The organism is Bacillus sp. TE8-1, from assembly GCF_008368855.1.
Lineage (GTDB): Bacteria > Bacillota > Bacilli > Bacillales > Bacillaceae_G > Bacillus_A > Bacillus_A cereus.
In genome coordinates, this window is sequence record NZ_QPET01000012.1 from 114,311 (window position 1) to 137,791 (window position 23,481).

Consider the following 23,481-nt stretch of genomic DNA (forward strand, 5'->3'; position numbering starts at 1 on the left):
CTACTTTGTAACGAACTTATAACCAAGCCCGCGAACGGTTTTTATATATTCTGGTTTACTTGGATCATGTTCAATTTTTTCACGTAGTTTTCGAATGTGGACCATAACAGTGTTGTCATCGCCATTATAGGCAGGTGCTCCCCAAACTTTTTCATATATTTCCTCTTTCGAAAATACGTAGTTCGGATTCTCGCAAAAGAAGAGTAGTAGTTGAAAGAGTTGAGCAGAACATTCGACAATGTGCCCATCTACTGTTAGTTCTGCAGAGTGCTGATCAATTTCAAATCTTCCAAATGAAATTGAGTGTGGTTTTTGTTCGTGTGGTACGGTTTGTTTCATATGTCTCCGAAGCTGTGCTTTCATACGTGCTACTACTTCTAATGGATTAAATGGTTTCGTAATATAATCATCTGCACCGTATGAAAATCCGGATATTTTATCTAAATCAGATGCTTTTGCTGATAGGAAGAAAATTGGACAATCTGTTTGTTGACGAATGATTGGACAAATATCAAAACCGGATTGTCCAGGAAGCATTACATCTAAAATAATTAAATCGTAATTGTTTTGCTTAGTTAGAGATAAAGCTATTTCAGCTGATGTTGCAGTTGTAATATGAGAAAAACCTTCTTTTTCAAGAATGGTAGTTAGTAATTGTAAAATTGCTGTTTCATCATCAACAAGTAAAATATTTGCTTGGTACATAAAAATCCCTCCTAATTTTCTCGAATATCATATCATCATTTTGTAACTTATGGAATTTTTAAGGAAATTTTAAGGTTTTCTTTCGCAAAAAATTAAGAATCAAATGATATGATAAAAGTAACATAGGGGAGGAGATGAGTGTGAATCCGTTTCAAGTGATGCGAGCTAGATATTTTTTGATTGTATTTGCACTATTAATTTTAATAGCGAGAAGTAGTGGCGAGTTACTAACAAGTACATTTCATATACAAAATTCTTCTTTTATAAATATCCTTATATTCTATATCCTTCCGATCGTATGGATTTTTTATGAGTATAGAAAGCATCACATTTCATTTTCATTGTTTGTTAATAAAAATGAAACATTTAACTTGGTGCAAGTTTTATACATTACGATTATGTTATGCATGTTTAGTTACGGGTATCTTATTTTGTATATGTATAGTTTTGCATGGATTACACCGGACTTTATTATGAATGCCCTGCATGAACCGATTGTAGATAGTACTGGGGGATATGTATATCAAGTCATTATGGTTGTATTCATCGCACCAATTATCGGGGAGTTTGTTTTTCGTGGATTTTTACTTCAACGCTTTGCAATAAAATGGGGAACGAGCATAGCAATCATCGTTGTAGCAATATTGTTTGCGTTGTTACATGTTGATTTCCTCGGTGCAGCCATATTCAGCATCGTATTATCAATCGTATATATTCGTACGAAAAGTTTACTCATGCCAATTGCAATACATATGTTAAACAATGCATTTGTAATAGGTGCGTCTTTTCTAATAAGTAGAGAAAAAATTATGAGTTTTGCCGATTTCTCAAATTATACGACATTCTTTCCTGGACTTATTATTTTTATAACAGGATTAAACTTAGTACTTATCTTTTTATTTGTTAATCGTAAATATTGGAGTAAAGAAGTGCCAGTTATATATGCAGAGCAGGAAAAGAGCTTTTCAGATGTAGTCGGGAGTAAATGAGATGAAGAAGACGGTTGAAAAAATATTAAAAGACATTATAGATGCTACGTCTATTACAGATATGTGTGATAAAAGCGTTTGTCATTGGATTCAACCTGTAGTAGATACGATTGTGTTTCCAGAGTATTACTTATTTTCTAGTACTCATTTAAAAGAAAATATTATTTCTCTTCTTATTGTGTTCGGGGTTTTACTAATATTTGGTCTAATTGTAGAAGAAATGATGAAGCGCATCTTCAGAAAGAATGAAGAGAAGTATATGTGGATTCATAAAGTATTCGAGAAAGTAATGGTGGCTTTCCTTTTGTTTTATGGTATAAAAACAATCATTTACTTTATAGCTTTGAAACATCATTAATTCGAAATTTGAAAGGGATGTATAAAATTATATGAATGAAACGATATCGTCAAATAAGTTTTTTTATTTGATTTTACTTAGTCTAGTGTTAATAACGACAGTAAATGTTATTTTGCGCTGGGAGGAAGCTTATTTTTTCATGTATTTAGCGCTCCATTTGTTGGGGATTTTATGTATAAGTGGTGGAGTCGTTACTGAAAAAAAGAATGAAGAAAGCGTTAACTATATGTGTGTGATCGGTCTTGTTTTACTTTTAGCTGTACAGGGTATTATGAAATATAGTTCTTTCTCTTTACAAGATTTTAGTTTATTAATAGATGTACTTCCTTAAAGAGGCTTTTTATGTTATCTAAAAAGCAAGTAGGGTACGTGCTGGTTTGTAAGTGCGATTCTTATTCCGGATTATGAACCGAAGAAAGTGTTTAAAGGTAGGTAAAACTCTTCTTATGTAGAAGAGTTTTTTTTATGTAAATAAAAAGATCCAGAGCAATTCACATAATAAGCTTGTTCTAATTTAGCGTGTACGAACTTACAATAATAATAGACAGGCAGCATAGAGGAGGGAATAGCGTGAGGAAGGTTATCGGTTGGTCGCTTTTTTTGTACGTTGGATTTGCGTTACTTATATATTGGTATTTATTTGGATGGAATCATGAACTTATTCCGGACATGTATAAGGGAACGAGTGCAGATCCAGAAACGTTTATGAGTACGAGAGAGCTTACGCTAAGCCAAGATTATTCGCGCGTGAAAAATTTACTATACTTTTTAGCGACGCCTCTTGAATGGATTATTTTATTATTTGTACTTGTGCTAGGTATTTCAAGAAAGTTTGAGAAATGGTCGAAGGAAACGACTAAAATAAGTGTTTTGCAAGTTGCGATTTATTTCTTTTATTTATCATTACTGACAACAGTGCTTGCCTTACCGATGCAATGGATTGGCCGGAAAGTGTCCGTTGATTACGGCATTTCAACGCAAAGTACACAAAGCTGGATAAAAGATCATGTTATCGGTTTTTGGGAAAGTTATGCGACTATGTTAATTGTAGTGACCGTTCTATTATGGCTTATCCGTAAATTTCCGAAGAGATGGTGGCTAGCAGGGTGGGCGCTCTCTGTTCCATTTACAATCTTTTTAACATTCATACAGCCTGTCGTTATTGACCCACTGTATAACGACTTTTCGACGCTGAAAAATAAAGAATTAGAAACGAAAATTTTAGCGATAGCAGACAAAGCGGATATTCCTGCTAAACACGTATATGAAGTAAATATGTCAGAAAAAACGAATGCATTAAATGCTTACGTAACAGGAATTGGCCCTAACGCCCGTATTGTAATGTGGGATACAACACTTAAGCAGTTAAAAGATAAAGAGATTTTATTTATAATGGCCCATGAAATGGGGCATTATGTTATGAAACATATATATTTTGGCGTTGCAAGTTATGTATTGCTATCGTTTATAGGTATGTTTTTAATTAGTCGTATTATAAATATGTGTATTCGCAAATGGGGAGATACATTGCAAATTTCAAAAGCAGCATGTTTCTCCATTTTACCTTTATTTTTCTTAATTTCTTCTATACTCTCATTTGCAGTACAACCAGCAACAAACTATGTTTCACGTATAGAAGAACGAGCGGCAGATCAATATGCTTTAAATATGACGAAGGATGGGAAATCTGGTGTGAAAACTTTTCAATATTTATCAAAAACGAGTTTAAGCCAAGTAAATCCGCCTGCGTTAGTGAAATTTTTCTTATACACGCACCCACCAATTTTTGAAAGAATTCATACGTTTGAACAATATGAGAAACAAAGCAAAAAGGAGTAGCATGATAGCTACTTCTTTTTTTATAGAGATATAAGTTTCATATTGGGAATATTTATCATTGCTTTTTATTGCGATTTTGTAAATAATAAGCTATAAAATTCTAAAAATCTATATATAAAGGAATAAAGGTGAAAAAATGTATTTTTTACAAAATTTAAAAGTGAAATATAAATTATTAGCGCTTATTTCATTAGCAGTTTTAGGTATGGTAATTATAAGCAGTGTAGCAATTAGTTCTATTAATAAGATTAAGCATGATACAGAGGTTGTAGTAGATGATTATCAATATTCTGCAATTTTATTAGAAGGAATGCTTCGCACACAAAATTCACTAGAATATAACCTACTAGAATTAATTACGGTATCACAAAATGAAGTGGCAAATAAAGAGGGGATAATTGATAATATTGAAAAGGATCTTAAAAAATATGATTCTTTATTAAAAGAATATGATGATGGTTTTAATTTAAGTAAGCAAGAGGATGAACTATTTCAGAAGATGAAGAAATCTTTGCCAAGTTATAAAGATACATATAAAAAATTATTTGAAAAGGCGAAGGCAACAAATGAGCCACAAATGGTAAATGAATTTCAGAAGGAATTAAAACCGAAGGGAATAGAGTTAGCTGGTTATGCAGTGGATCTAGAATCGTATGTTTCAAATTTAGCTGACCAAGTATTTAAAGATTCTCAAAAAATGATTGATCGTTCCGTTATTACCTTTATCATTCTTGTAGTAGTTACTACAATCGTTATATGTATAGTAAGTTATATTATTAGCAAGCTTATAGTTGCTCCTTTACAAACGGTTAGTCGTATGATGGAAAGAGCGAGAGAAGGAGATTTAACCGTACATGGTGATTATAATGCTAAAGATGAATTAGGTGTATTAGTAAGTAATTTTAACGAGATGATTGCAGGGCTAAGAACAAATATGCAAGAAGTAGAGAATAATATTCAGCTTCTATTCCAATATGCAGACGGAGTAGTATCTGCATCAGAAGTATCTAGTAGTGCAGCAAAGAAAATCACTATGGATATTGAAGAAGTTGCAAATGGTGCAGAGAGTCAAATGCAAGCAATGGAACAAACTGCGGGTGCGATGGAAGAGTTGACACAAGGAATGCAGAGTATAGTCAATACATCGTCCTCTGTAAATGAATTATCTGCTCAATCAGCATTAGATGCAGAGAGTGGTAACAAATTAATGAAACAAATGATTCAACAGATGGATACAATCCAAAATTCGGTACATAGCGGTGTGAAACAAGTAGAGACTATGAAAGAACAATCAGAAGAAATTGTTAAAATCATTGATGTAATGCAAGGTATTACCTCTCAGATTAACTTATTAGCATTAAACGCCGCAATTGAGGCTGCACGTGCTGGTGAAAGTGGTAGAGGATTTGCAATTGTGGCAGATGAAGTGCGGAAATTAGCAGAACAATCTAGTGATTCTGCAAAACAAATTGAGAATCTTATTACTCAAGTTATGGGAACAACGAACCATACGGTACATATGATGGGGAAGGTAGATAATGAGGTACAGGCAGGTACACAAGTAGTAATGCATACAGAAAAAGTATTTGGAACAATTACAGAAAAAGTACAACAAGTATCTGAGCAAATTCAAACGGTATCTATGTCAACAGATGAAATTGCAGCGAGTAGTGAGGAAATCTCGGCTTCTGCAGAAGACATGGCTCAAATTTCCCAAAGATCATCTGACCGAACTGATAGGGTAAAAGAGTCTATTCAACAGCAAGAAAAATCTGTTCAAGAGATTTCGGTTTCAATTGAACATATGCATAACGCAGCAGGAAAACTAAAACAAATAGTTGCCCAATTTACTCTTCAAAAGTAGTAGCATATTTGAGTGTTAATAAATATAAAAAATCATCCTCTTTTAAGAAAAAAGGATGATTTTTTTATCCCGCTATTTGCTGGGCAGTAAGACCTCCACCTCAAAATTCAGCGAAAGCGAGTTATCAGTGAAGGGGAATGCTACCTCTGAAATATAAACCATGAATATAGTAGCCTCCACTAGGTATCTCCTTTAGGTGCCAATAAAGGGAAGTTATAAAGTGAAAAGGAGTTTATAAAGAGATTGTAGAATGTTTTAGTATATAACACCTTAGATGTGACAACTTCCTTTTTGAAAAAGAAAGAAGGGAGTATAAAGCAGAAAGGTAGTGGAAATATTTCTTCTAGAAGATTTACATTTTATCTTACATTCACCAAAAAATAATACTCCTGAAACAATGAAGTTCATTTTATTTGAATGAAATAGGGAGAGAGGACAATGAAGAAAAAAATATTGGGTGTAATGATGATTGCGACAATGGCAGGAGGTATATTTGCAGGGACGAATGTGACGCCTGTAAAAGCGGAAGAGTATCCACAAATGATTGTGTTTGAAGATGTTCCATACGGATTTTGGGCATATGATGCTATTATGGACTTAGCATATCATAAAATTATATTAGGGTATGGAAACGGGAAGTATGGTGTTGGTGATCTTATAACACGTGAACAAGTAGCTGGGACTATTTACAGAACACTTGAGATAAAAGAAGAAGGGCCAGTAGCGAATCCATATAAAGATGTTTCTGATAGTACAACAACTTTTAAAAAGGAAATTTTGGCGTTAACAAAACGTGGTGTTTTTTCAGGGGATGGCCAAGGGAATTTTAGGCCGAAAGCACCAATCTCTAGAGCGGAAATGGCTGTCATTTTAAAACGAGCATTTAATTTTGAAACGAAACAAAAACATACATTTAAAGATATTCCAAAAGGCCACTGGGCAGAAGATGCAATTAGTGCATTACAATCTAATAATGTTGTGAGAGGAACTGGGAATGACATGTATGAATTAAATCGCCCTGTACCTAGAGAACAATATGCTCAGTTTATTAATAATGCGATTATTAATTATCATTTGAAAGAGGATTGGAAGTAGAGTGAAATATGAAAGCACAAATAGAAATATTTGTGCTTTTTTGTTTGTTTAAAAAAGAATTATTATTCGAATTTATGTATTTTTATGGTTATACACAAGCTTTATAATCAACCCGATGAAAAAGACATGATGTGTAATATGATTCACAAAACCGTCACGAAATGTGTCGAAAAATATATTGTCACTATACCATTTATTCTGTATATTTTTAAAAAAACATATACATATTGGGGAGATAATTTGATGAGCAAAAAATTATTAAAAACAGCTACAGCATTAACAATTATGGGTGGGGTGTTATTCTCAGCAGAGAGTAACAGTGTAAAAGCGGAAAGTGCACCGTTGCAAAAAACAAATACAATTGTATTTAAAGATGTACCAAAAGGGCATTGGGCATATGAGGCAATTCATGAATTAGCGGAACAAGAAATTATTTTGGGATATGGCGATGGAATATTCGGTTTTGGGGATAATGTAACACGTGAGCAAGTTGCAGCTTTAATTTACCGTGTGTTTGATATGGAAGAACAAGATGAATATGAAAACCCATATGGAGATATTGATGAAAATTCAACAAGCTTTATCGAGGAGATATTGGCTTTAACGGAAATGGGAATTTTCCAGGGAGACGAGAATGGAAACTTTAGACCGAAGGCGACGTTAACGCGTGCAGAAATGGCACAAGTTCTTACGAATGCTTTTGACTTACAGGCAAAGGGATCTCATAACTTTAATGATGTTTCAGCAAATTCATGGGCAACGAATGCAATTAGTGCAGTACAAACAAATGGTATTACAATGGGAATCGGAGAAGGTAAATTCGGTCCGTCTATGAAGGTAACGAGAGAACAATACGCACAGTTTTTACATAGAGCAATATTGCATGATATGGAACAAGGGCAGTAATAAAGTTTAACTAGTCAAAGTGAAATTTAAAAATAATACAAAAAGGTCGTTGTTGTATAACAGCGGCCTTTTTTTGTATGAAATAAAGCGCGAAAGAATGGCGTTTTGAAAAAAATGAAATGAATTTTCAAAAAAAACTTCCTTTTCTGAAGATTTGTTATATAATATAAAACATGAAATCAAATCTGTTATAAAACAGTTTAAGAAGGGGATGCTAATATGTCGACGCAAACTTCACGGGTTACACTGCCCGGAGAAATGTTACCAGCGTACAACGAAATATTGACACCTGAGGTGCTTAGTTTTTTGAAGGAACTACATGAGAATTTTAATGAGCGCCGCATAGAACTTTTACAAAAACGTGTAGAAAAACAAAAGAGAATTGATGCAGGGGAGTTTCCGAAGTTTCTAGAAGAAACAAAACACATACGTGAAGCGGATTGGACAATTGCCAAGCTGCCAAAAGACTTAGAGGATCGCCGCGTAGAGATTACTGGACCGGTAGATAGAAAGATGGTCATTAACGCTTTAAATTCAGGAGCGCATCTTTTTATGGCGGATTTTGAAGATTCGAATTCACCAACTTGGGAAAACGCAGTTGAAGGTCAAATCAATTTACGAGATGCAGTAAAGGGAACGATTTCACATGAAAATGATAAAGGGAAAGAATATAGATTAAATGAGAAAACAGCTGTACTCATTGTACGTCCAAGAGGATGGCATTTAGAGGAAAAGCATATGCAAGTTGATGGGAAAAATATGTCGGGTAGTTTAGTAGATTTCGGCTTGTATTTTTTCCATAATGCGAAAGCTCTTTTAGCAAAAGGGAGCGGCCCATACTTTTACTTACCGAAAATGGAAAGTTATTTAGAAGCGAGATTATGGAATGATGTATTCATATTTGCTCAAAAATATATCGGCATTCCAAACGGAACGATTAAAGCAACTGTGTTACTAGAAACGATTCACGCTTCGTTTGAAATGGATGAAATTTTATATGAGCTAAAAGATCATTCTGCTGGCTTAAATTGCGGAAGATGGGATTATATTTTTAGCTTTTTAAAGAGTTTCCGTAATCATAATAAATTCTTACTACCAGATAGAGCACAAGTCACGATGACGGCGCCATTTATGCGTTCGTATTCTTTGAAAGTAATTCAAACATGTCACCGCCGTAATGCACCAGCAATTGGAGGAATGGCGGCACAAATTCCGATTAAAAATAATCCAGAAGCAAATGAAGCAGCTTTTGAAAAAGTGCGTGCTGATAAGGAACGCGAAGCTTTAGACGGTCATGACGGGACTTGGGTCGCCCACCCTGGACTTGTACCGGTTGCAATGGAAGTGTTTAATCACATTATGAAAACACCAAATCAAATTTTTAGAAAACGTGAAGAAATATGTGTAACAGAAAACGATTTACTAGAGGTACCGGTGGGAACGATTACAGAAGAGGGCCTTCGCATGAATATTAGCGTAGGTATTCAATATATTGCATCTTGGTTAAGCGGACGGGGAGCAGCACCCATTTATAACTTAATGGAAGATGCGGCAACAGCTGAAATTTCAAGAGCACAAGTATGGCAATGGATTCGTCATGAAGGTGGAAAACTAAATGATGGTCGTAATATTACGCTTGAATTAATGGAAGAGCTAAAAGAAGAAGAATTAGCAAAAATAGAAAGAGAGATTGGTAAGGAAGCCTTTAAGAAAGGGAGATTCCAAGAGGCGACAACGTTGTTTACAAATCTCGTTCGAAATGATGAATTCGTACCATTTTTAACATTACCGGGTTATGAAATTTTATAAAAAACGAAAAGGGGATGGAACAAATGAAAAACGAAAGAATCGAGAAGTTGCAAGAAAGCTGGGAATTAGATGAGCGTTGGAAAGGGATCACACGTCCATATTCGGCAGAAGATGTAATTCGCCTGCGCGGGTCAATTGACATTGAACATACGTTAGCGCGTCGCGGTGCTGAGAAGCTTTGGACATCGCTTCATACAGAAGACTATATTAACGCACTTGGCGCATTAACAGGAAACCAAGCGATGCAACAAGTAAAAGCTGGGTTAAAAGCGATTTACTTAAGTGGTTGGCAAGTAGCAGCTGATGCAAACCTTTCTGGACATATGTATCCAGACCAAAGTTTATATCCAGCGAACAGCGTACCTGCTGTAGTAAAACGAATTAATCAAACGCTTCAACGTGCGGACCAAATTCAGCATATGGAAGGAAGCGATGATACAGACTATTTCGTACCGATTGTAGCAGATGCAGAAGCTGGATTTGGTGGGCAATTAAATGTATTCGAACTGATGAAAGGTATGATTGAAGCAGGTGCATCAGGTGTGCATTTTGAAGATCAATTATCTTCAGAGAAAAAATGTGGCCATTTAGGTGGAAAAGTACTACTACCAACGCAAACAGCAGTACGCAATTTAATTTCTGCACGCCTTGCAGCAGATGTAATGGGAGTGCCGACAATTATCGTTGCAAGAACAGATGCGGATGCAGCTGATTTAATTACGAGCGATATCGATCCTGTTGATAAAGCATTTATTACAGGAGAAAGAACACCAGAAGGGTTTTACCGTACGAATGCAGGTCTTGATCAAGCAATTGCGCGCGGTTTAGCGTATGCACCGTACGCAGACCTCGTTTGGTGTGAAACGTCAGAACCAAATTTAGAAGATGCAAAACGATTTGCGGACGCAATTCATAAGGAGCATCCAGGGAAGCTACTTGCATATAACTGCTCACCTTCATTCAACTGGAAACAAAAACTAGATGAAAAAACAATTGCAAGCTTCCAAAAGGAAATCGCATCTTACGGTTACAAGTTCCAATTCGTAACACTTGCTGGATTCCATTCATTAAATTACGGTATGTTTGAACTAGCACGTGGCTATAAAGAGCGCGGCATGGCAGCATACTCTGAACTACAACAAGCAGAATTCGCAGCTGAAAAACATGGCTACTCTGCAACACGTCATCAACGCGAAGTAGGAACAGGTTACTTTGATGAAGTGGCACAAGTGATTACAGGTGGAACTTCATCAACGACAGCGTTAAAAGGATCTACGGAAGAAGCACAGTTTACGAAATAAAAGGAAGGGGCACCTTTTTGAAAGGTGCCCCTTGTTATTTTCTAAACGATTCGAAAAGAGAGATGGAGTTGTCGGCAAAAAACGATACTAACTTTTCTTTATTACTAAATCAACTCCACTCAGCCCTATGATCACGAATAAACTTCATATCTTTCTCATAATGCTCTAGATGTCCTTCATCGATCATTCTTTGGAAATTCAAGTCGCCTTCTTGAGCTTTTCGTTTCATATATGTACATAACCCTTCTAATCGAAGCAACACCATTCCTAAGTAATCTTCATCCATATTTTTATCATAGGACTGAACGAACAAATTCACTCTCTCTTTAATACGATCTGCATGTTGCGATGAGTCATAATGAACGGCTTCACCGGATTCAGTATAATACACTCTACTTAAAGGCACACAAGTATAGAGTGTATAAGCGATATCCCATAGTCTTGGACCAGGAGCAGCAACATCGAAATCAATAATCCCTACTGGCTTCTCATTATTAAAAATAATGTTATATATGGCAAAATCATTGTGACATAAAACCTCAATGTTATTTGGCGTGTGATCCATCGGTTTCCAATCATCTAATAACGGAAAATCACTTACAGCATCATGGTAAAGGCGGAGCATCTTTGCTATTTCTTTTAATACATCATTAGATCGCATATATTCTTTTAAAGGATAATTGCCAGCTTCTCCTTCAATAAAGGATAAAATCTCTCTATCCTTTTCATCTACACCTAAAAACTTTGGAGCATAATGAAATCCTTTGTTTTCTAAATGTTGCAATAGCTTATGAATCTTTTCACTGCCTGGCTTTAACTCTCGCCGAACAGTATTTTCAGAACGATATACGCTTGAGACGTTTCCCCCTGTTAGCCTTTCTTCTTTAGCGTAGTTTGACATGTGAAAATTCCCCCTGTGATTAAAAAATCCAATTCCAAATAGTGAATAGACCAACAACGGCAGAAAAGAGAAGGGAAGCAAGCAATGCTAGACAGCCAAAAGGAACTAGCTTATCTTTCCATGTTTCTTTATACTCATAAATTAACTCCTCTGCTACTTTCTTCTGCACTAAAGATAAAGGTTGATCTTTATACAAACCTTTTATATGGTTAGAATCGCCTTTAAACTTTAAAGCACGTGCAATATGATGAGGACTATTTCCCATTGATTTTTCAAATAATAAACATGATTCATGCATAATATCTGTTTTATGCTCTTCTAGATACCAGTAACGTCCAGCCATTTCTGGATATTGTAATGTATAATAAATATCTCCGAGTTGTTTTCGAAGATGTAATTCATTTGGGTATGTAAAGATGAGGCCATGCAATCTATCTCTTGCTTTTCCAAGATTATTATTTTCAATATCCTCTTCAATTCTTTTTAATGTTTTTCTAGGAATTTTATTGGTCATAAACTCCTCCTTATTTAGAATAGAGATAAGTATATTTTATAAGAAATACTAAAAATTAGAAATTCTATTTTCGAAAAAGATTGTACATTTTATTTTAATGTGCTATGATGATGTCAGTTGAATAGTTAAATTAAGCAATCCATATGTTATCAAGTGCTGAAAACGAACGAGAAAAAGTATGTGAGAACTAGTTTATGTTTCGTATTTGATAATGTGTGGATTCTTTTTTTAGACAGGAAGACTAAAAAATTTAAAATTTGTATTTTCTTAGGAGGAAATAATTATGGCAGTAACAGGACAAGTAAAATGGTTTAACAACGAAAAAGGTTTCGGTTTCATCGAAGTTCCAGGCGAAAACGACGTATTCGTACACTTCTCAGCAATCGAAACTGACGGTTTCAAATCTTTAGAAGAAGGTCAAAAAGTTAGCTTCGAAATCGAAGACGGTAACCGTGGACCTCAAGCTAAAAACGTAATCAAACTATAATTTTATAGTTGATGATGGAAAAAAGGATGGCTAATGCCATCCTTTTTTTGTTGTGGGGAAAGTTTTTTCAGAGCCTGTTTTTATATCTAAATCTCTTTTTCTATGTTACAACGGGTGAAAAATTATCTGGAATGCGTATTAGTTTCTGTAGAAGAATTAGTTCAGCAAGAGCATTTGCTGCGTATGATAGTAAATAACTATAAATTTGTATTCTCTATTGAAATAGGGGAATCTTTTCCAGATAGACCTTGAGTAACATCTTTTTTGTTAGCATTGTTGTTGGAATTTTGTACGTTTTGAGATGATGTTTCTAACAGTTGTTCTTGTTCCTTACTAGGGGTATTCAGAGCATCTGAGGGAATGCTATTAACCTGCTGATTTAATGGATTTTCTTTATCCATAGTATACAACTCCTTTTTAGAATTCGATAAAAAGCAATGTAATTATAAATAGCTACTTATATATATTGTGTTTTTGAATGACATTATATACAAAACTTATATTACAAAGTTAACTAATTAACGAATTGTTAGTGATGGATAAAGATGTACAAATTTGAAGTGTTTAATAAAAATTAAAAGCGGGTAACAAGTAATACTCTTTCTCATGTTTTATATAAGGATCATATTACAAATCAAAAAAGATGTAGAGAACCTTGGAAGAAAATATAGTCGTTTTTTAGGGGGAAGAAGAATAAATAAAATGATACTACGAATGTAAAAAGGCATTCCATAAAGGAAGGCCTTTTATTGTTCTTGTCCTGATTTTTTCTTCTCACGTTTTTTACATTCTGGACATTTTGATTTACGAAACGGTTTGGCAAAGAATAGCAGAATGAAAAATAAACCGAATATAATACTAGCTGAGTTTTTCACGATAATGACGCTACTATTTTTCATTTGAATCGATGGTTGGATCTCTTTTTCTTCCATAGTGGCCCTCCATATATTGGATTTACATTTTAATTATAGCAAAGTTAATTGTTTTCATGATGTGAAAATAGGAAGGGATAATAAATATTTATAGGTAGTATAAATGCTGTTTTTATAACTTTAAAATTAAATCATTACTATATGGTGATTTTTTTATTTAACAAATGTTTGATAAATGATAAAAAATTGTAAAAAAGCGGAACTTGTAAGCTATTTCCTTTTCATAGATGCTAAAATTATATATGCAGCTGCTAATATAAATGGAAAAAAGGAGATAATGGAGTATGGAAAGTAAAGTGGAACGCTATGTCGAAAATTATGTTGTAACGAAAAATACGATGGCCTTACTTCCTGTTATTCTAAGTGAAAAGAAAATTGTTACGCGAGTCGTTGAAATGAATGATTCTTTTTTCGTATTTCAAAAACCTCTAGATATTATAGAAAGAAGTTGCCGCAAGCATGGCTCTAGTTTCTTAGGCAGAAAAGAAGGAACGAAAGAGTTAACTCATATTACACATAAAGCACCGATTGCGATTAGTCCAGCAGATCAACTTTATTTTTTCCCTACCTATTCTTACTCTAGAAAAGAGTGTGCTTGGTTGTCTCATTTTTATATTGAAAGTAATAAAGAATTAAAAGATGGAAATCTTATTATTAGATTTATAAATGGCTTTGCTGTGAAATTAGAGATATCAAAAACTAGTTTTGAAAATCAACAAAATCGTACAGCAAAATTACGTACTGAATATGAAGATCGTAGGAAAAAACAAGGGAATCCTTGTTTTAAAGAGGTTGATAAAAAAGAGGAATCAACATTAAGACCCGCTTATGAGAGTGTGTATTTTGTAAAGGAAGGCGAAGTGTGAAAGGATGGGGGAATCCCCATTCTTTTTTTGTTTATCCTGTTATTTGTGGGCAGTAAGACCCCGCCTCAAAATTCAGCGAAAGCAAAGAAGTTAAGCGGGGTATCAACAAAATCCCCATTGTAATTTCATTTACCGAAAAAATCAAAAAAACAATCTAAATAACAAAACGAACGACACGTCCTGTCGAATATTGATAGATTATCATAGCTAAATAATGAAGGAATTCTTATGAAAGATATGGAAACTTTAATAAATACATCTCCATATGTCGTATCTACCATTTCCTCTTTCATATAAGCAATGATACAGTAGGGATAGTATTTAGAGTAAAGGGGTAAAGTGTAGAATGGATTTTCAGACAATCAAAGAGTATTTTTCACCAGAAAATATGGATCATATTGTTGAGAGTTATAAAGCGTTCGGACCACTTCTTGGTATTGGTTTACCGATGATAGAGGCGTTGATTCCAGCATTACCGCTTATCGTATTTGTACTGGCGAATGCTGTTGCATTTGGCTTTTGGCTCGGTTTTCTTTATTCATGGCTTGGATCAGTAATGGGTGCATTACTTGTCTTTTTCATCATCCGCCATTTTGGTCGCAGTCGTTTCTTTTCGTTTGTAAATAAGCATGAGAGAGTACGAAAAGCAATGGGGTGGATTGAAAGGAAAGGATTCGCACCGATTTTTGTTATATTTTGTTTTCCGTTTACACCGTCAGCGCTCATAAATGTTGTCGCTGGTTTATCCCGAATTAGTGTAAAACAGTTTGGTCTAGCGTTAGCATTCGGAAAACTTGTGATGATTTTTATTTTAACGTATATCGGTCATGATTTAATGTCATTTATTCATAATCCGGTGAAATCAGTTATTGTAGCGATTGGTATTTTTATTTTATGGTATGTCGGTAAGAAAATCGAAGTAAAGTTAGAACTACATTAAGAATAGTCTTCTTTGTAAAGGAAAGCTTCAGTATTAAAGGATAAGGGGAGAAGCAGATGAAGAAAACTTTGAAAAAAGAAGGCATGGAGTGGATACGAACAATTTTAATTGGTGTATTATTAGCTGTATTTTTTCGAACGTTTTTCTTTTCAACGTATGTTGTAGAGGGGAAGTCAATGATGCCGACATTGCAAGATGGCAATATGCTAGTTGTAAATAAGGTGAGTTATCAAGTTGGGGACTTGAACAGATTTGACGTTGTGGTATTTCATGCGAATAAAAAAGAGGACTATGTAAAGCGGATTATCGGTTTACCTGGAGATCATATTGAATATAAGCAGGATAAGTTATATATAAACGGTCAATTTATTGATGAGCCGTATTTAGAGAAGTATAAGAAAGAGATAAATGGAAGGCAACTAACAGGTGACTTTACATTAGAAGAGTTAACGAAAGAAAAACTGGTGCCACCTGGGTTTATTTTTGTAGTAGGTGATAACCGGCTCGGGAGCTGGGATAGTAGACACTTTGGCTTTGTAAAAGCTGATACAGTCGTCGGTAAAGTTGATTTGCGATATTGGCCAATTCAAGAGGTGCAAACGAATTTTTCAAAAGGTTGATATAATAGATAAAAGTATAGAAAAAGGCAAACAACTCAGTTTGTCTTTTTTCGTGTCCTATAATACAATTATAGTAGCAAACTAACGTTCGTTATGTAAGTGAAAGGTGGGGTTACATGTCACTTCGATTTGTGATTGGTAGAGCGGGAAGTGGAAAAAGTACACTTTGTTTACGCGAAGTGCAAGAAGAGTTAAAACAATGCCCGAGAGGGAAAACAATATTATATCTTGTGCCAGAACAGATGACATTCCAGACGCAGCAGGCGTTAATTGGAAGTGAGGATGTAAGAGGTTCTATTCGGGCACAAGTTTTTAGTTTTTCACGATTAGCGTGGAAGGTACTGCAAGAAGTTGGCGGAGCGAGTCGTCTTCATATTGATGAAGCTGGTGTACATATGTTACTCCGTAAAATTGTAGAGTCTCGTAAAGATGGATTATCGGTGTTCCAAAAAGCAGCGGAGCAAAACGGTTTCTTTGAACATCTTGGCAGTATGATTGCAGAGTTTAAACGTTACAATGTAACGCCATCTAACGTATATGAAATGTGGCAACAATTAGATGCGCATAGTAGCAGTGCCGAACAAAAGTTACTAGCGAATAAAGTGTATGATTTACAGCTATTATACGATGATTTTGAACGTGCTTTAATTGGAAAATACTTAGATTCAGAAGACTACCTGCAATTGCTAGTGGAAAAGCTTCCGCAGTCTGAATATGTAAATGGTGCGGAAATTTATATAGATGGATTTCATTCATTCTCCCCGCAAGAGTTAGAGATTGTAAGACAGCTTATGATTTGCGGAGCGAGAGTTACAATCACGTTAACGATAGATGAAAAAACGTTAGCGCAGCCAGTAAATGAACTCGATTTATTTTATGAAACGACGTTAACGTATGAAAAAATAAAACAAGTAGCGCGTGAAGTGAAAATAGAAATTGAAAAAACAATTCCACTTATGGAACAGCCGCGTTTTCATTCTCCGGCATTAGCGCATTTAGAAGCTCATTATGAAGCGCGTCCGAATGAAAAATTTAACGGTGAAGCGAGTGTAACGATTAGTACAGCTGCGAATTTACGAGCGGAGGTAGAAGGTGTTGCGCGTGAAATTCGTAAACTTGTTGCGAATGAAAAATATCGTTACCGGGATATTGCAGTGCTTCTTCGTAATGGGGAAAGTTATTACGATGTGATGCGAACGTTATTTACAGATTATAATATCCCGCACTTCATCGATGAAAAGCGCCCGATGTCACACCACCCATTAGTAGAATGTATTCGTTCTGCACTCGAGATTATTAGTGGGAATTGGCGTTATGATGCGGTGTTCCGTTGCGTGAAAACAGAGCTTTTATATCCATTAGACGTAAGAAAAGAAACGATGCGTGAAGAAATGGATGAATTTGAAAATTACTGTTTAGCGTACGGTGTACAAGGAAAGAGATGGACTTCAGAGGATCCATGGATGTATCGCCGTTATCGTTCTCTTGATGATACGAACGGGATGATCACAGACAGTGAACGTGAAATGGAAGAGAAAATAAATAGGTTACGTGACGTTGTAAGAACACCTGTTATTCGCATGCAAAAAAGGTTAAAGCGTGCAGGAACAGTTATGCAAATGTGTGAAGCAGTTTACTTATTTTTAGAAGAACTGGATGTTCCGAAAAAACTAGAAGAATTACGTATACGTGCAGAAGAAAGTGGAGATTTCTTATTTGCGACAGATCATGAACAAGTATGGGAAGAAGTAATGAGCCTTCTTGATACGTTTGTAGAGATGCTTGGTGAGGAGAAAATGTCTCTTTCTATGTTTACGGACGTTATGTCGACTGGTCTTGAGGCGCTTCAATTTGCTAACATTCCGCCGTCATTAGACCAAGTGTTAATTGCTAATATTGATCACTCCAGATTATCTGACGTGAAAGCAACGTTTATTATAGGTGTAAATGAGGGTGTTATTCCAGCAGCACCTATGGACGAAGGTATGCTTTCTGATGAAGAAAGAGAAGTTCTTGGTGCAGCAGGGATTGAATTAGGGCCAACGACGAGACAAACTTTGTTAGAAGAACAGTTCGTTATGTATCAAATGGTAACGAGAGCATCTGAGAAGCTATACATTTCATGCCCGCTTGCAGATGAAGAAGGAAAGACGTTACTTGCGTCTAGCTTTATTAAGAAAATAAAAAGAATGTTCCCTAATGTGAAAGATTCATTTATTACGAATGATGTAAACGATTTATCACGTTCAGAACAAATTTCATACGTAGCAACGCCAGAAGTAACGTTATCTTACGTTATGCAGCAACTACAAACGTGGAAGCGATACGGATTTGAAGGGAATTTAGACTTTTGGTGGGACGTATATAATTTCTACGTAACTTCAGATGAATGGAAACAAAAAAGCAGCCGCGTCTTATCAAGTTTATTCTATCGAAATCGTGCGAAGAAATTAAGTACAGCAGTAAGTAGAGATTTATACGGAGATATAATTAAAGGAAGTGTCTCTCGTATGGAACTATTTAACCGTTGTGCATACGCTCATTTTGCGCAGCACGGTTTATCGCTTAGAGAGCGTGATATTTTCAAGCTTGATGCGCCAGACATCGGCGAATTATTCCATGCGGCATTAAAGAAAATTGCGGACAAGTTATTGCGTGAAAACCGTACTTGGGCGGATTTATCCATAAAAGAGTGTGAGCATCTTTCTGTTTTAGTAATAGAAGAAATCGCACCGTTATTACAACGACAAATTTTATTAAGTTCAAACCGTCATTTCTATTTAAAACAAAAACTACAACAAATCATTTTCCGTACTTCAATCATTCTTCGTGAACATGCGAAGTCAAGCGGATTCGTACCAGTTGATTTAGAAGTGCCGTTCGGTATGGGTGGTACAGGATCACTTCCGCCGATGGAATTCTCATTACCAAATGGTGTGAAGATGGAAGTAGTCGGTCGTATTGACCGTGTTGATAAGGCAGAAGATGAAAACGGGACGTTCTTACGTATTATTGATTATAAATCAAGTTCAAAAGCGTTAGATTTAACGGAAGTGTATTACGGATTAGCACTTCAAATGTTAACGTATTTAGATGTCGTTACTTCGAATGCACAGACGTGGATGAAAAAAGGCCACGCAGCATCACCAGCTGGTGTATTGTATTTCCATATTCATAACCCAATCGTTGAGATGAAAGGTGACGCATCTGAAGCTGAAATTGAAAAAGAAATTTTAAAGAAATTTAAAATGAAAGGACTCGTATTAGGAGATGCTGACGTTGTTCGTTTAATGGATAACAAACTTTCAACAGGAAGCTCAGATATTATTTCTGCTGGCCTGAAAAAAGACGGTAGCTTTAGTGCGCGTTCAAGTATTGCAAGTGAGCAAGAGTTTAACGTACTGCAAAAATATGTACACCATACGTTTGAAAATATCGGAAAAGATATTACAGAAGGTGTTATCGATATTGCTCCTTATAAAATGGGAAATAAAGCAGCATGTACGTTCTGTAACTTCAAGTCTGTTTGTCAATTTGATGAGTCACTGGAAGATAATCAGTTCCGATCGTTAAAAGATATGAAAGATAGCGAAGCGATGGAGAAAATAAGAGAGGAGGTTGGCGGAGAATGATAGAAAATTGTCCTAAAAAACCAGAAGGTAGTCAATGGACAGATGACCAGTGGAAAGCTGTTGTAGCGAACGGGCGTGATATTTTAGTTGCGGCTGCAGCTGGATCAGGTAAAACAGCAGTATTAGTTGAACGTATTATTAAAAAGATTATTAATGAAGAGAATCCAGTCGATGTCGACCGCCTGCTCGTTGTAACATTTACGAATGCAGCAGCGCAAGAGATGAAAAAACGAATCGGGGAAGCGTTAGAAAAGGTATTAATTGATGAACCAGGTTCTCAACACGTAAGAAAGCAGCTGAGCCTATTAAATAAAGCTTCCATTTCAACAATTCACTCATTTTGTTTACAAGTAATTAGAGGATATTACTACATGCTTGATGTTGATCCTCGTTTCCGTATTGCGAATCAAACAGAAAATGAATTGTTAAAAGAAGAAGTGCTAGATGACATATTAGAAGAAGAGTACGGAATCGAAGATAATACAATCTTCTTTGAACTTGTTGATCGTTATACGAGTGACCGTAGTGATGATGACTTGCAACGTATGATTTTAGCGCTTCATACAGAGTCAAGAGCGCATCCAAATCCGGAAAAATGGCTTGATAAATTAGTAGAAGCATATGACGTAGAAGGAAAGACAATTGAAGATTTAGTGTATGCTTCTTATTTATTAGAAGATGTGAAATTCCAGCTTGAAACAGCGGAACAGCATATTCGTAAGGCAACTGAACTCGCAATGCTTCCTGACGGTCCAGCGCCTCGCATTGAAACCCTGCAAGCAGATGTAGCATTACTTGGAACGCTATCATCAGCTGCTCGTGAATCGTGGACAAGTGTGTATGAAGCGATGCAAAACGTATCGTGGCAAACGTTAAAGCGTATTAAGAAAAGTGATTACAATGAAGATGTTGTAAAACAAGTAGATTCTCTTCGTAATAAAGCGAAAGATGAAGTGAAGAAATTACAAGAAGAGTTATTTAGCCGCAAACCTGAAAGTTTCTTACGAGATTTTCAAGATATGCACCCAGTATTAGAAAAGCTTGTTCAACTTGTAAAAGTATTTACAGAGCGTTTCCAAGCGATGAAGAGAGATAAAGGAATGGTCGATTTCACAGATTTAGAGCATTTCTGTTTACAAATTTTAAGTGAACAAAGTGAAAATGGTGAAATGAATCCGTCAGCAGTGGCGCTCCAATATCGTAATAAATTTGCTGAAGTATTAGTCGATGAATATCAAGATACGAATTTCGTACAAGAATCGATTATTAAATTCGTAACGAAAGATTCTGAGAGTGAAGGAAACTTGTTCATGGTTGGTGACGTGAAGCAGTCGATCTATCGTTTCCGACTAGCAGAACCAGGATTATTCCTAGGAAAGTATAAACGCTTCACACAAGAAGGATTAGGCGGCGGAATGAAGATTGACTTAGCGAAAAACTTCCGTAGTCGTCATGAAGTACTAGCAGGTACGAACTTTATTTTTAAACAAATTATGGGCGAAGAAGTTGGGGAAATTGACTACGATGCTGACGCCGAACTAAAGCTAGGTGCTACCTATCCAGAAGATGAAGATGTAGCAGCAGAATTATTATGTATTCAGCAAACGGAAGAAGAAGTAATAGACGGTGAAGAAGGTGCAGAAGTCGAAAAAGCACAGCTTGAAGCTCGTCTTATGGCGCAGCGCATTAAAGCGATGGTTGATTCAGGTTATGAAGTGTATGACCGTAAAAATGATAGTATGCGCCCAGTACAATACCGCGACTTCGTTATTTTACTTCGCTCCATGCCGTGGGCCCCGCAAATTATGGAAGAGTTAAAATTACAAGGAATTCCAGTATACGCTGACCTCGCGACTGGTTATTTTGAAGCGACGGAAGTAAATATTATGATGAACGTATTCCGCGTTATTGATAATCCGATGCAAGATATTCCGCTTGCTGCTGTACTTCGTTCCCCAATCGTTGGATTGAGCGATGAAGAACTTGCAACGCTTCGTGCTCATGGAAAGAAAGGCTCGTTTTATGAAGTAATGAGCTCATTCTTAAAAGGGGCACCGCTTGAAGAGGAGCAAGAACTTCATGATAAATTAGAGTGGTTTTATAACTTACTGCAAGGATGGCGTGAATTTGCACGTCAACAATCACTTTCTGATTTAATTTGGAAAGTGTACGGTGAGACAGGTTATTACGACTTCGTTGGCGGTTTACCAGCTGGAAAGCAAAGACAAGCAAACTTACGCGTACTATATGACCGTGCAAGACAATATGAAGCAACATCATTTAGAGGGTTATTCCGCTTCTTACGTTTTATTGAACGTATTTTAGAACGCGGTGATGATATGGGTACGGCGAGAGCCCTAGGTGAACAAGAAGACGTTGTTCGCATTATGACGATTCATAAAAGTAAAGGGCTAGAGTTCCCGGTCGTATTTGTAGCTGGACTCGGTCGTCGTTTTAATACACAAGACTTAATGAAACGTTTCTTATTGCATAAAGATTTCGGTTTCGGTTCGCAATTTATCGATCCGCGTAAACGAATTAAATATACAACATTATCACAGCTTGCGATTAAGCGTAAAATGAAAATGGAATTAATTGCGGAAGAAATGCGCGTACTATACGTAGCATTGACGCGTGCGAAAGAGAAGTTAATTTTAATCGGAACAGTTAAGGATGCAAATAAGGAAATGGAAAAATGGCTTGATGCGAGGGAACATAGTGAATGGTTATTACCAGATCACATACGTGCCGGAGCGTCTTGTTATTTAGACTGGATTGCACCTTCATTATATAGACACCGTGATAGTGAAATGCTTCTTGAATTAGGACAAGGAAGTATTCCAGATGAAATTTACGGATATGACACTAGCTGGAAAGTAGAAGTTGTGGACGGTAACACACTACTTGCACCAGAGCCAGTTCAAGAAGAGAAACAAGAATTGTTAGAAGCGCTTCGTGAGAAAAAGGCTGTTCCCCTGCAAAGTGAACGGAAAGAAGAAGTGTACGACAGATTAATGTGGAAGTACGGATATGAGGATGCGACATCTCATCGTGCGAAGCAATCTGTTACAGAAATAAAGAGAAATTATCAATCTGAAGAAGGTAGCGATAACGCCTTTATTAAAAAACTACGTGCACCAATTAAAACACGCCCGCGCTTTATGGAGAAAAAAGGGTTAACGTACGCAGAGCGCGGAACAGCAGTCCATGCCGTTATGCAGCATGTTGATTTGAAGAAGCCGATTACGGTTGAAGTTCTTCAAGAGCAAATTGCTGGAATGGTAAATAAGGAATTATTAACATTCGAGCAGGCGGAAGAAATAGCGATTGAAAAAGTAATTTCATTCTTTGACAGTGACTTAGGTAAAAGGGTATTAGCGGCGAAAAGTGTTGAGCGTGAAGTACCATTTACGATGATGCTTGCAGCAGAAGAAACATATCAAGATTGGCAAGGGAAGAGCGGGGAAATGATTCTTGTCCAAGGGGTTATCGACTGCATGATTGAAGAGGAAGATGGCATTACGTTAATCGACTTCAAAACAGATACGATTGAAGGGAAATTCCCAGGCGGATTCGAACAAGCGAAACCAATTTTAGAAGATCGATATAAAGTGCAGCTTTCGTTATATGCAAAAGCACTGGAGAAAAGCTTACAACATCCTGTAAAAGAGAAATGTTTATACTTCTTTGATGGGAATCACGTTGTAAATATTGAAGAATAGA

Annotated in this window: 20 protein-coding genes and 1 pseudogene; 16 read left to right on the forward strand and 5 right to left on the reverse strand. The window is 36.1% G+C overall.

What is annotated here, in order from left to right; all coding sequences use genetic code 11:
* Entirely contained in the window at positions 1-705 is a 705-nt protein-coding gene (locus tag DN404_RS09995) for a response regulator transcription factor (protein WP_000283864.1), read from the reverse strand.
* 140 nt (positions 706-845) lie between these two features.
* Between DN404_RS09995 and DN404_RS10000 the strand changes: the two genes are divergently transcribed.
* From DN404_RS10000 to aceA, 10 genes and pseudogenes are all read left to right on the forward strand, one after another.
* Complete coding sequence (locus DN404_RS10000) at positions 846-1,694, forward strand: CPBP family intramembrane glutamic endopeptidase (RefSeq protein WP_140421505.1); 849 nt, start codon at positions 846-848, stop codon at positions 1,692-1,694.
* A 1-nt stretch (position 1,695) separates the two neighbouring features.
* Positions 1,696-2,052 (forward strand): hypothetical protein, encoded by a 357-nt coding sequence (locus DN404_RS10005; RefSeq protein ID WP_025687441.1) that lies wholly within the window; start codon positions 1,696-1,698, stop codon positions 2,050-2,052.
* Between the two features lie 31 nt (positions 2,053-2,083).
* Positions 2,084-2,383, forward strand: a complete 300-nt coding sequence (locus DN404_RS10010) for a DUF2101 family protein (RefSeq protein ID WP_001006050.1) — start codon at positions 2,084-2,086, stop codon at positions 2,381-2,383.
* A 239-nt stretch (positions 2,384-2,622) separates the two neighbouring features.
* Complete coding sequence (locus DN404_RS10015) at positions 2,623-3,891, forward strand: M48 family metallopeptidase (RefSeq protein WP_139849512.1); 1,269 nt, start codon at positions 2,623-2,625, stop codon at positions 3,889-3,891.
* Positions 3,892-4,027: 136 nt separating this feature from the next.
* Positions 4,028-4,807, forward strand: a pseudogene (locus tag DN404_RS31420) (MCP four helix bundle domain-containing protein); the annotation flags it as partial.
* Between the two features lie 156 nt (positions 4,808-4,963).
* Positions 4,964-5,755, forward strand: a complete 792-nt coding sequence (locus tag DN404_RS31425; protein ID WP_404978265.1) for a methyl-accepting chemotaxis protein — start codon at positions 4,964-4,966, stop codon at positions 5,753-5,755.
* Between the two features lie 438 nt (positions 5,756-6,193).
* Complete coding sequence (locus tag DN404_RS10025; RefSeq protein ID WP_048656609.1) at positions 6,194-6,850, forward strand: S-layer homology domain-containing protein; 657 nt, start codon at positions 6,194-6,196, stop codon at positions 6,848-6,850.
* A 138-nt stretch (positions 6,851-6,988) separates the two neighbouring features.
* Positions 6,989-7,756 carry an S-layer homology domain-containing protein gene (locus DN404_RS10030; RefSeq protein WP_113304420.1) on the forward strand — a complete coding sequence of 256 codons (768 nt, stop codon included), beginning with the start codon at positions 6,989-6,991 and terminating at the stop codon, positions 7,754-7,756.
* Between the two features lie 219 nt (positions 7,757-7,975).
* Positions 7,976-9,565, forward strand: coding sequence for a malate synthase A (aceB, locus tag DN404_RS10035; protein WP_113304419.1), 1,590 nt, complete (start codon positions 7,976-7,978; stop codon positions 9,563-9,565).
* Between the two features lie 23 nt (positions 9,566-9,588).
* Entirely contained in the window at positions 9,589-10,866 is a 1,278-nt protein-coding gene (gene aceA / locus DN404_RS10040; RefSeq protein ID WP_000787346.1) for an isocitrate lyase, read from the forward strand.
* A 109-nt stretch (positions 10,867-10,975) separates the two neighbouring features.
* Here the strand turns inward: aceA and DN404_RS10045 are convergent, their stop codons facing one another.
* Both DN404_RS10045 and DN404_RS10050 read right to left on the reverse strand, forming a co-directional pair.
* Positions 10,976-11,767: a phosphotransferase gene (locus DN404_RS10045; protein WP_000073794.1), complete on the reverse strand. Its 792-nt coding sequence runs from the start codon at positions 11,765-11,767 to the stop codon at positions 10,976-10,978.
* A gap of 19 nt (positions 11,768-11,786) precedes the next feature.
* Positions 11,787-12,281, reverse strand: a complete 495-nt coding sequence (locus DN404_RS10050) for a DUF6584 family protein (protein WP_149215026.1) — start codon at positions 12,279-12,281, stop codon at positions 11,787-11,789.
* Between the two features lie 283 nt (positions 12,282-12,564).
* Here DN404_RS10050 and cspA point away from each other — a divergent pair, with 283 nt between their 5' ends.
* On the forward strand, positions 12,565-12,768 hold the full coding sequence (cspA, locus tag DN404_RS10055) for an RNA chaperone/antiterminator CspA (protein ID WP_000301518.1): 204 nt from the start codon (positions 12,565-12,567) through the stop codon (positions 12,766-12,768).
* A 197-nt stretch (positions 12,769-12,965) separates the two neighbouring features.
* On the opposite strand, the gene DN404_RS10060 is transcribed toward cspA, so the two are convergent.
* Positions 12,966-13,169 (reverse strand): hypothetical protein, encoded by a 204-nt coding sequence (locus DN404_RS10060; RefSeq protein WP_000356924.1) that lies wholly within the window; start codon positions 13,167-13,169, stop codon positions 12,966-12,968.
* Positions 13,170-13,514: 345 nt separating this feature from the next.
* Complete coding sequence (locus DN404_RS10065; RefSeq protein WP_000391373.1) at positions 13,515-13,700, reverse strand: hypothetical protein; 186 nt, start codon at positions 13,698-13,700, stop codon at positions 13,515-13,517.
* Positions 13,701-13,984: 284 nt separating this feature from the next.
* On the opposite strand from DN404_RS10065, the gene DN404_RS10070 reads away from it, so the two are divergent.
* The 5 genes from DN404_RS10070 (at position 13,985) to addA (ending at position 23,480) form a co-directional block, all read left to right on the forward strand.
* A complete protein-coding gene (locus tag DN404_RS10070) occupies positions 13,985-14,566 on the forward strand; it encodes a competence protein ComK (RefSeq protein ID WP_000444443.1) in 582 nt (193 codons plus the stop codon).
* Positions 14,567-14,912: 346 nt separating this feature from the next.
* On the forward strand, positions 14,913-15,506 hold the full coding sequence (locus DN404_RS10080) for a TVP38/TMEM64 family protein (RefSeq protein WP_000347517.1): 594 nt from the start codon (positions 14,913-14,915) through the stop codon (positions 15,504-15,506).
* Between the two features lie 56 nt (positions 15,507-15,562).
* Positions 15,563-16,126: a signal peptidase I gene (lepB, locus tag DN404_RS10085; protein ID WP_000751919.1), complete on the forward strand. Its 564-nt coding sequence runs from the start codon at positions 15,563-15,565 to the stop codon at positions 16,124-16,126.
* 116 nt (positions 16,127-16,242) lie between these two features.
* A complete protein-coding gene (gene addB, locus DN404_RS10090) occupies positions 16,243-19,758 on the forward strand; it encodes a helicase-exonuclease AddAB subunit AddB (protein ID WP_102956175.1) in 3,516 nt (1,171 codons plus the stop codon).
* Positions 19,755-23,480: a helicase-exonuclease AddAB subunit AddA gene (gene addA / locus DN404_RS10095; protein WP_149215028.1), complete on the forward strand. Its 3,726-nt coding sequence runs from the start codon at positions 19,755-19,757 to the stop codon at positions 23,478-23,480. Before addB ends, addA begins: the two co-directional genes overlap by 4 nt.
* Position 23,481: the final 1 nt, after the last annotated feature.

Excerpts from the sequence above, each read along its gene's own strand:
- DN404_RS10030 (WP_113304420.1), top strand. The coding sequence starts at position 6,989 with ATGATTCACAAAACCGTCACGAAATGTGTCGAAAAATATATTGTCACT.
- DN404_RS10065 (WP_000391373.1), bottom strand. The coding sequence starts at position 13,700 with ATGGAAGAAAAAGAGATCCAACCATCGATTCAAATGAAAAATAGTAGC.
- cspA (WP_000301518.1), top strand. The coding sequence starts at position 12,565 with ATGGCAGTAACAGGACAAGTAAAATGGTTTAACAACGAAAAAGGTTTC.
- DN404_RS31425 (WP_404978265.1), top strand. The coding sequence starts at position 4,964 with ATGCAAGCAATGGAACAAACTGCGGGTGCGATGGAAGAGTTGACACAA.
- DN404_RS10080 (WP_000347517.1), top strand. The coding sequence starts at position 14,913 with ATGGATTTTCAGACAATCAAAGAGTATTTTTCACCAGAAAATATGGAT.
- DN404_RS09995 (WP_000283864.1), bottom strand. The coding sequence starts at position 705 with ATGTACCAAGCAAATATTTTACTTGTTGATGATGAAACAGCAATTTTA.
- DN404_RS10050 (WP_149215026.1), bottom strand. The coding sequence starts at position 12,281 with ATGACCAATAAAATTCCTAGAAAAACATTAAAAAGAATTGAAGAGGAT.
- aceB (WP_113304419.1), top strand. The coding sequence starts at position 7,976 with ATGTCGACGCAAACTTCACGGGTTACACTGCCCGGAGAAATGTTACCA.
- DN404_RS10025 (WP_048656609.1), top strand. The coding sequence starts at position 6,194 with ATGAAGAAAAAAATATTGGGTGTAATGATGATTGCGACAATGGCAGGA.
- addB (WP_102956175.1), top strand. The coding sequence starts at position 16,243 with ATGTCACTTCGATTTGTGATTGGTAGAGCGGGAAGTGGAAAAAGTACA.
- DN404_RS10005 (WP_025687441.1), top strand. The coding sequence starts at position 1,696 with ATGAAGAAGACGGTTGAAAAAATATTAAAAGACATTATAGATGCTACG.
- DN404_RS10010 (WP_001006050.1), top strand. The coding sequence starts at position 2,084 with ATGAATGAAACGATATCGTCAAATAAGTTTTTTTATTTGATTTTACTT.
- DN404_RS10060 (WP_000356924.1), bottom strand. The coding sequence starts at position 13,169 with ATGGATAAAGAAAATCCATTAAATCAGCAGGTTAATAGCATTCCCTCA.
- addA (WP_149215028.1), top strand. The coding sequence starts at position 19,755 with ATGATAGAAAATTGTCCTAAAAAACCAGAAGGTAGTCAATGGACAGAT.
- DN404_RS10070 (WP_000444443.1), top strand. The coding sequence starts at position 13,985 with ATGGAAAGTAAAGTGGAACGCTATGTCGAAAATTATGTTGTAACGAAA.
- DN404_RS10045 (WP_000073794.1), bottom strand. The coding sequence starts at position 11,767 with ATGTCAAACTACGCTAAAGAAGAAAGGCTAACAGGGGGAAACGTCTCA.
- lepB (WP_000751919.1), top strand. The coding sequence starts at position 15,563 with ATGAAGAAAACTTTGAAAAAAGAAGGCATGGAGTGGATACGAACAATT.
- aceA (WP_000787346.1), top strand. The coding sequence starts at position 9,589 with ATGAAAAACGAAAGAATCGAGAAGTTGCAAGAAAGCTGGGAATTAGAT.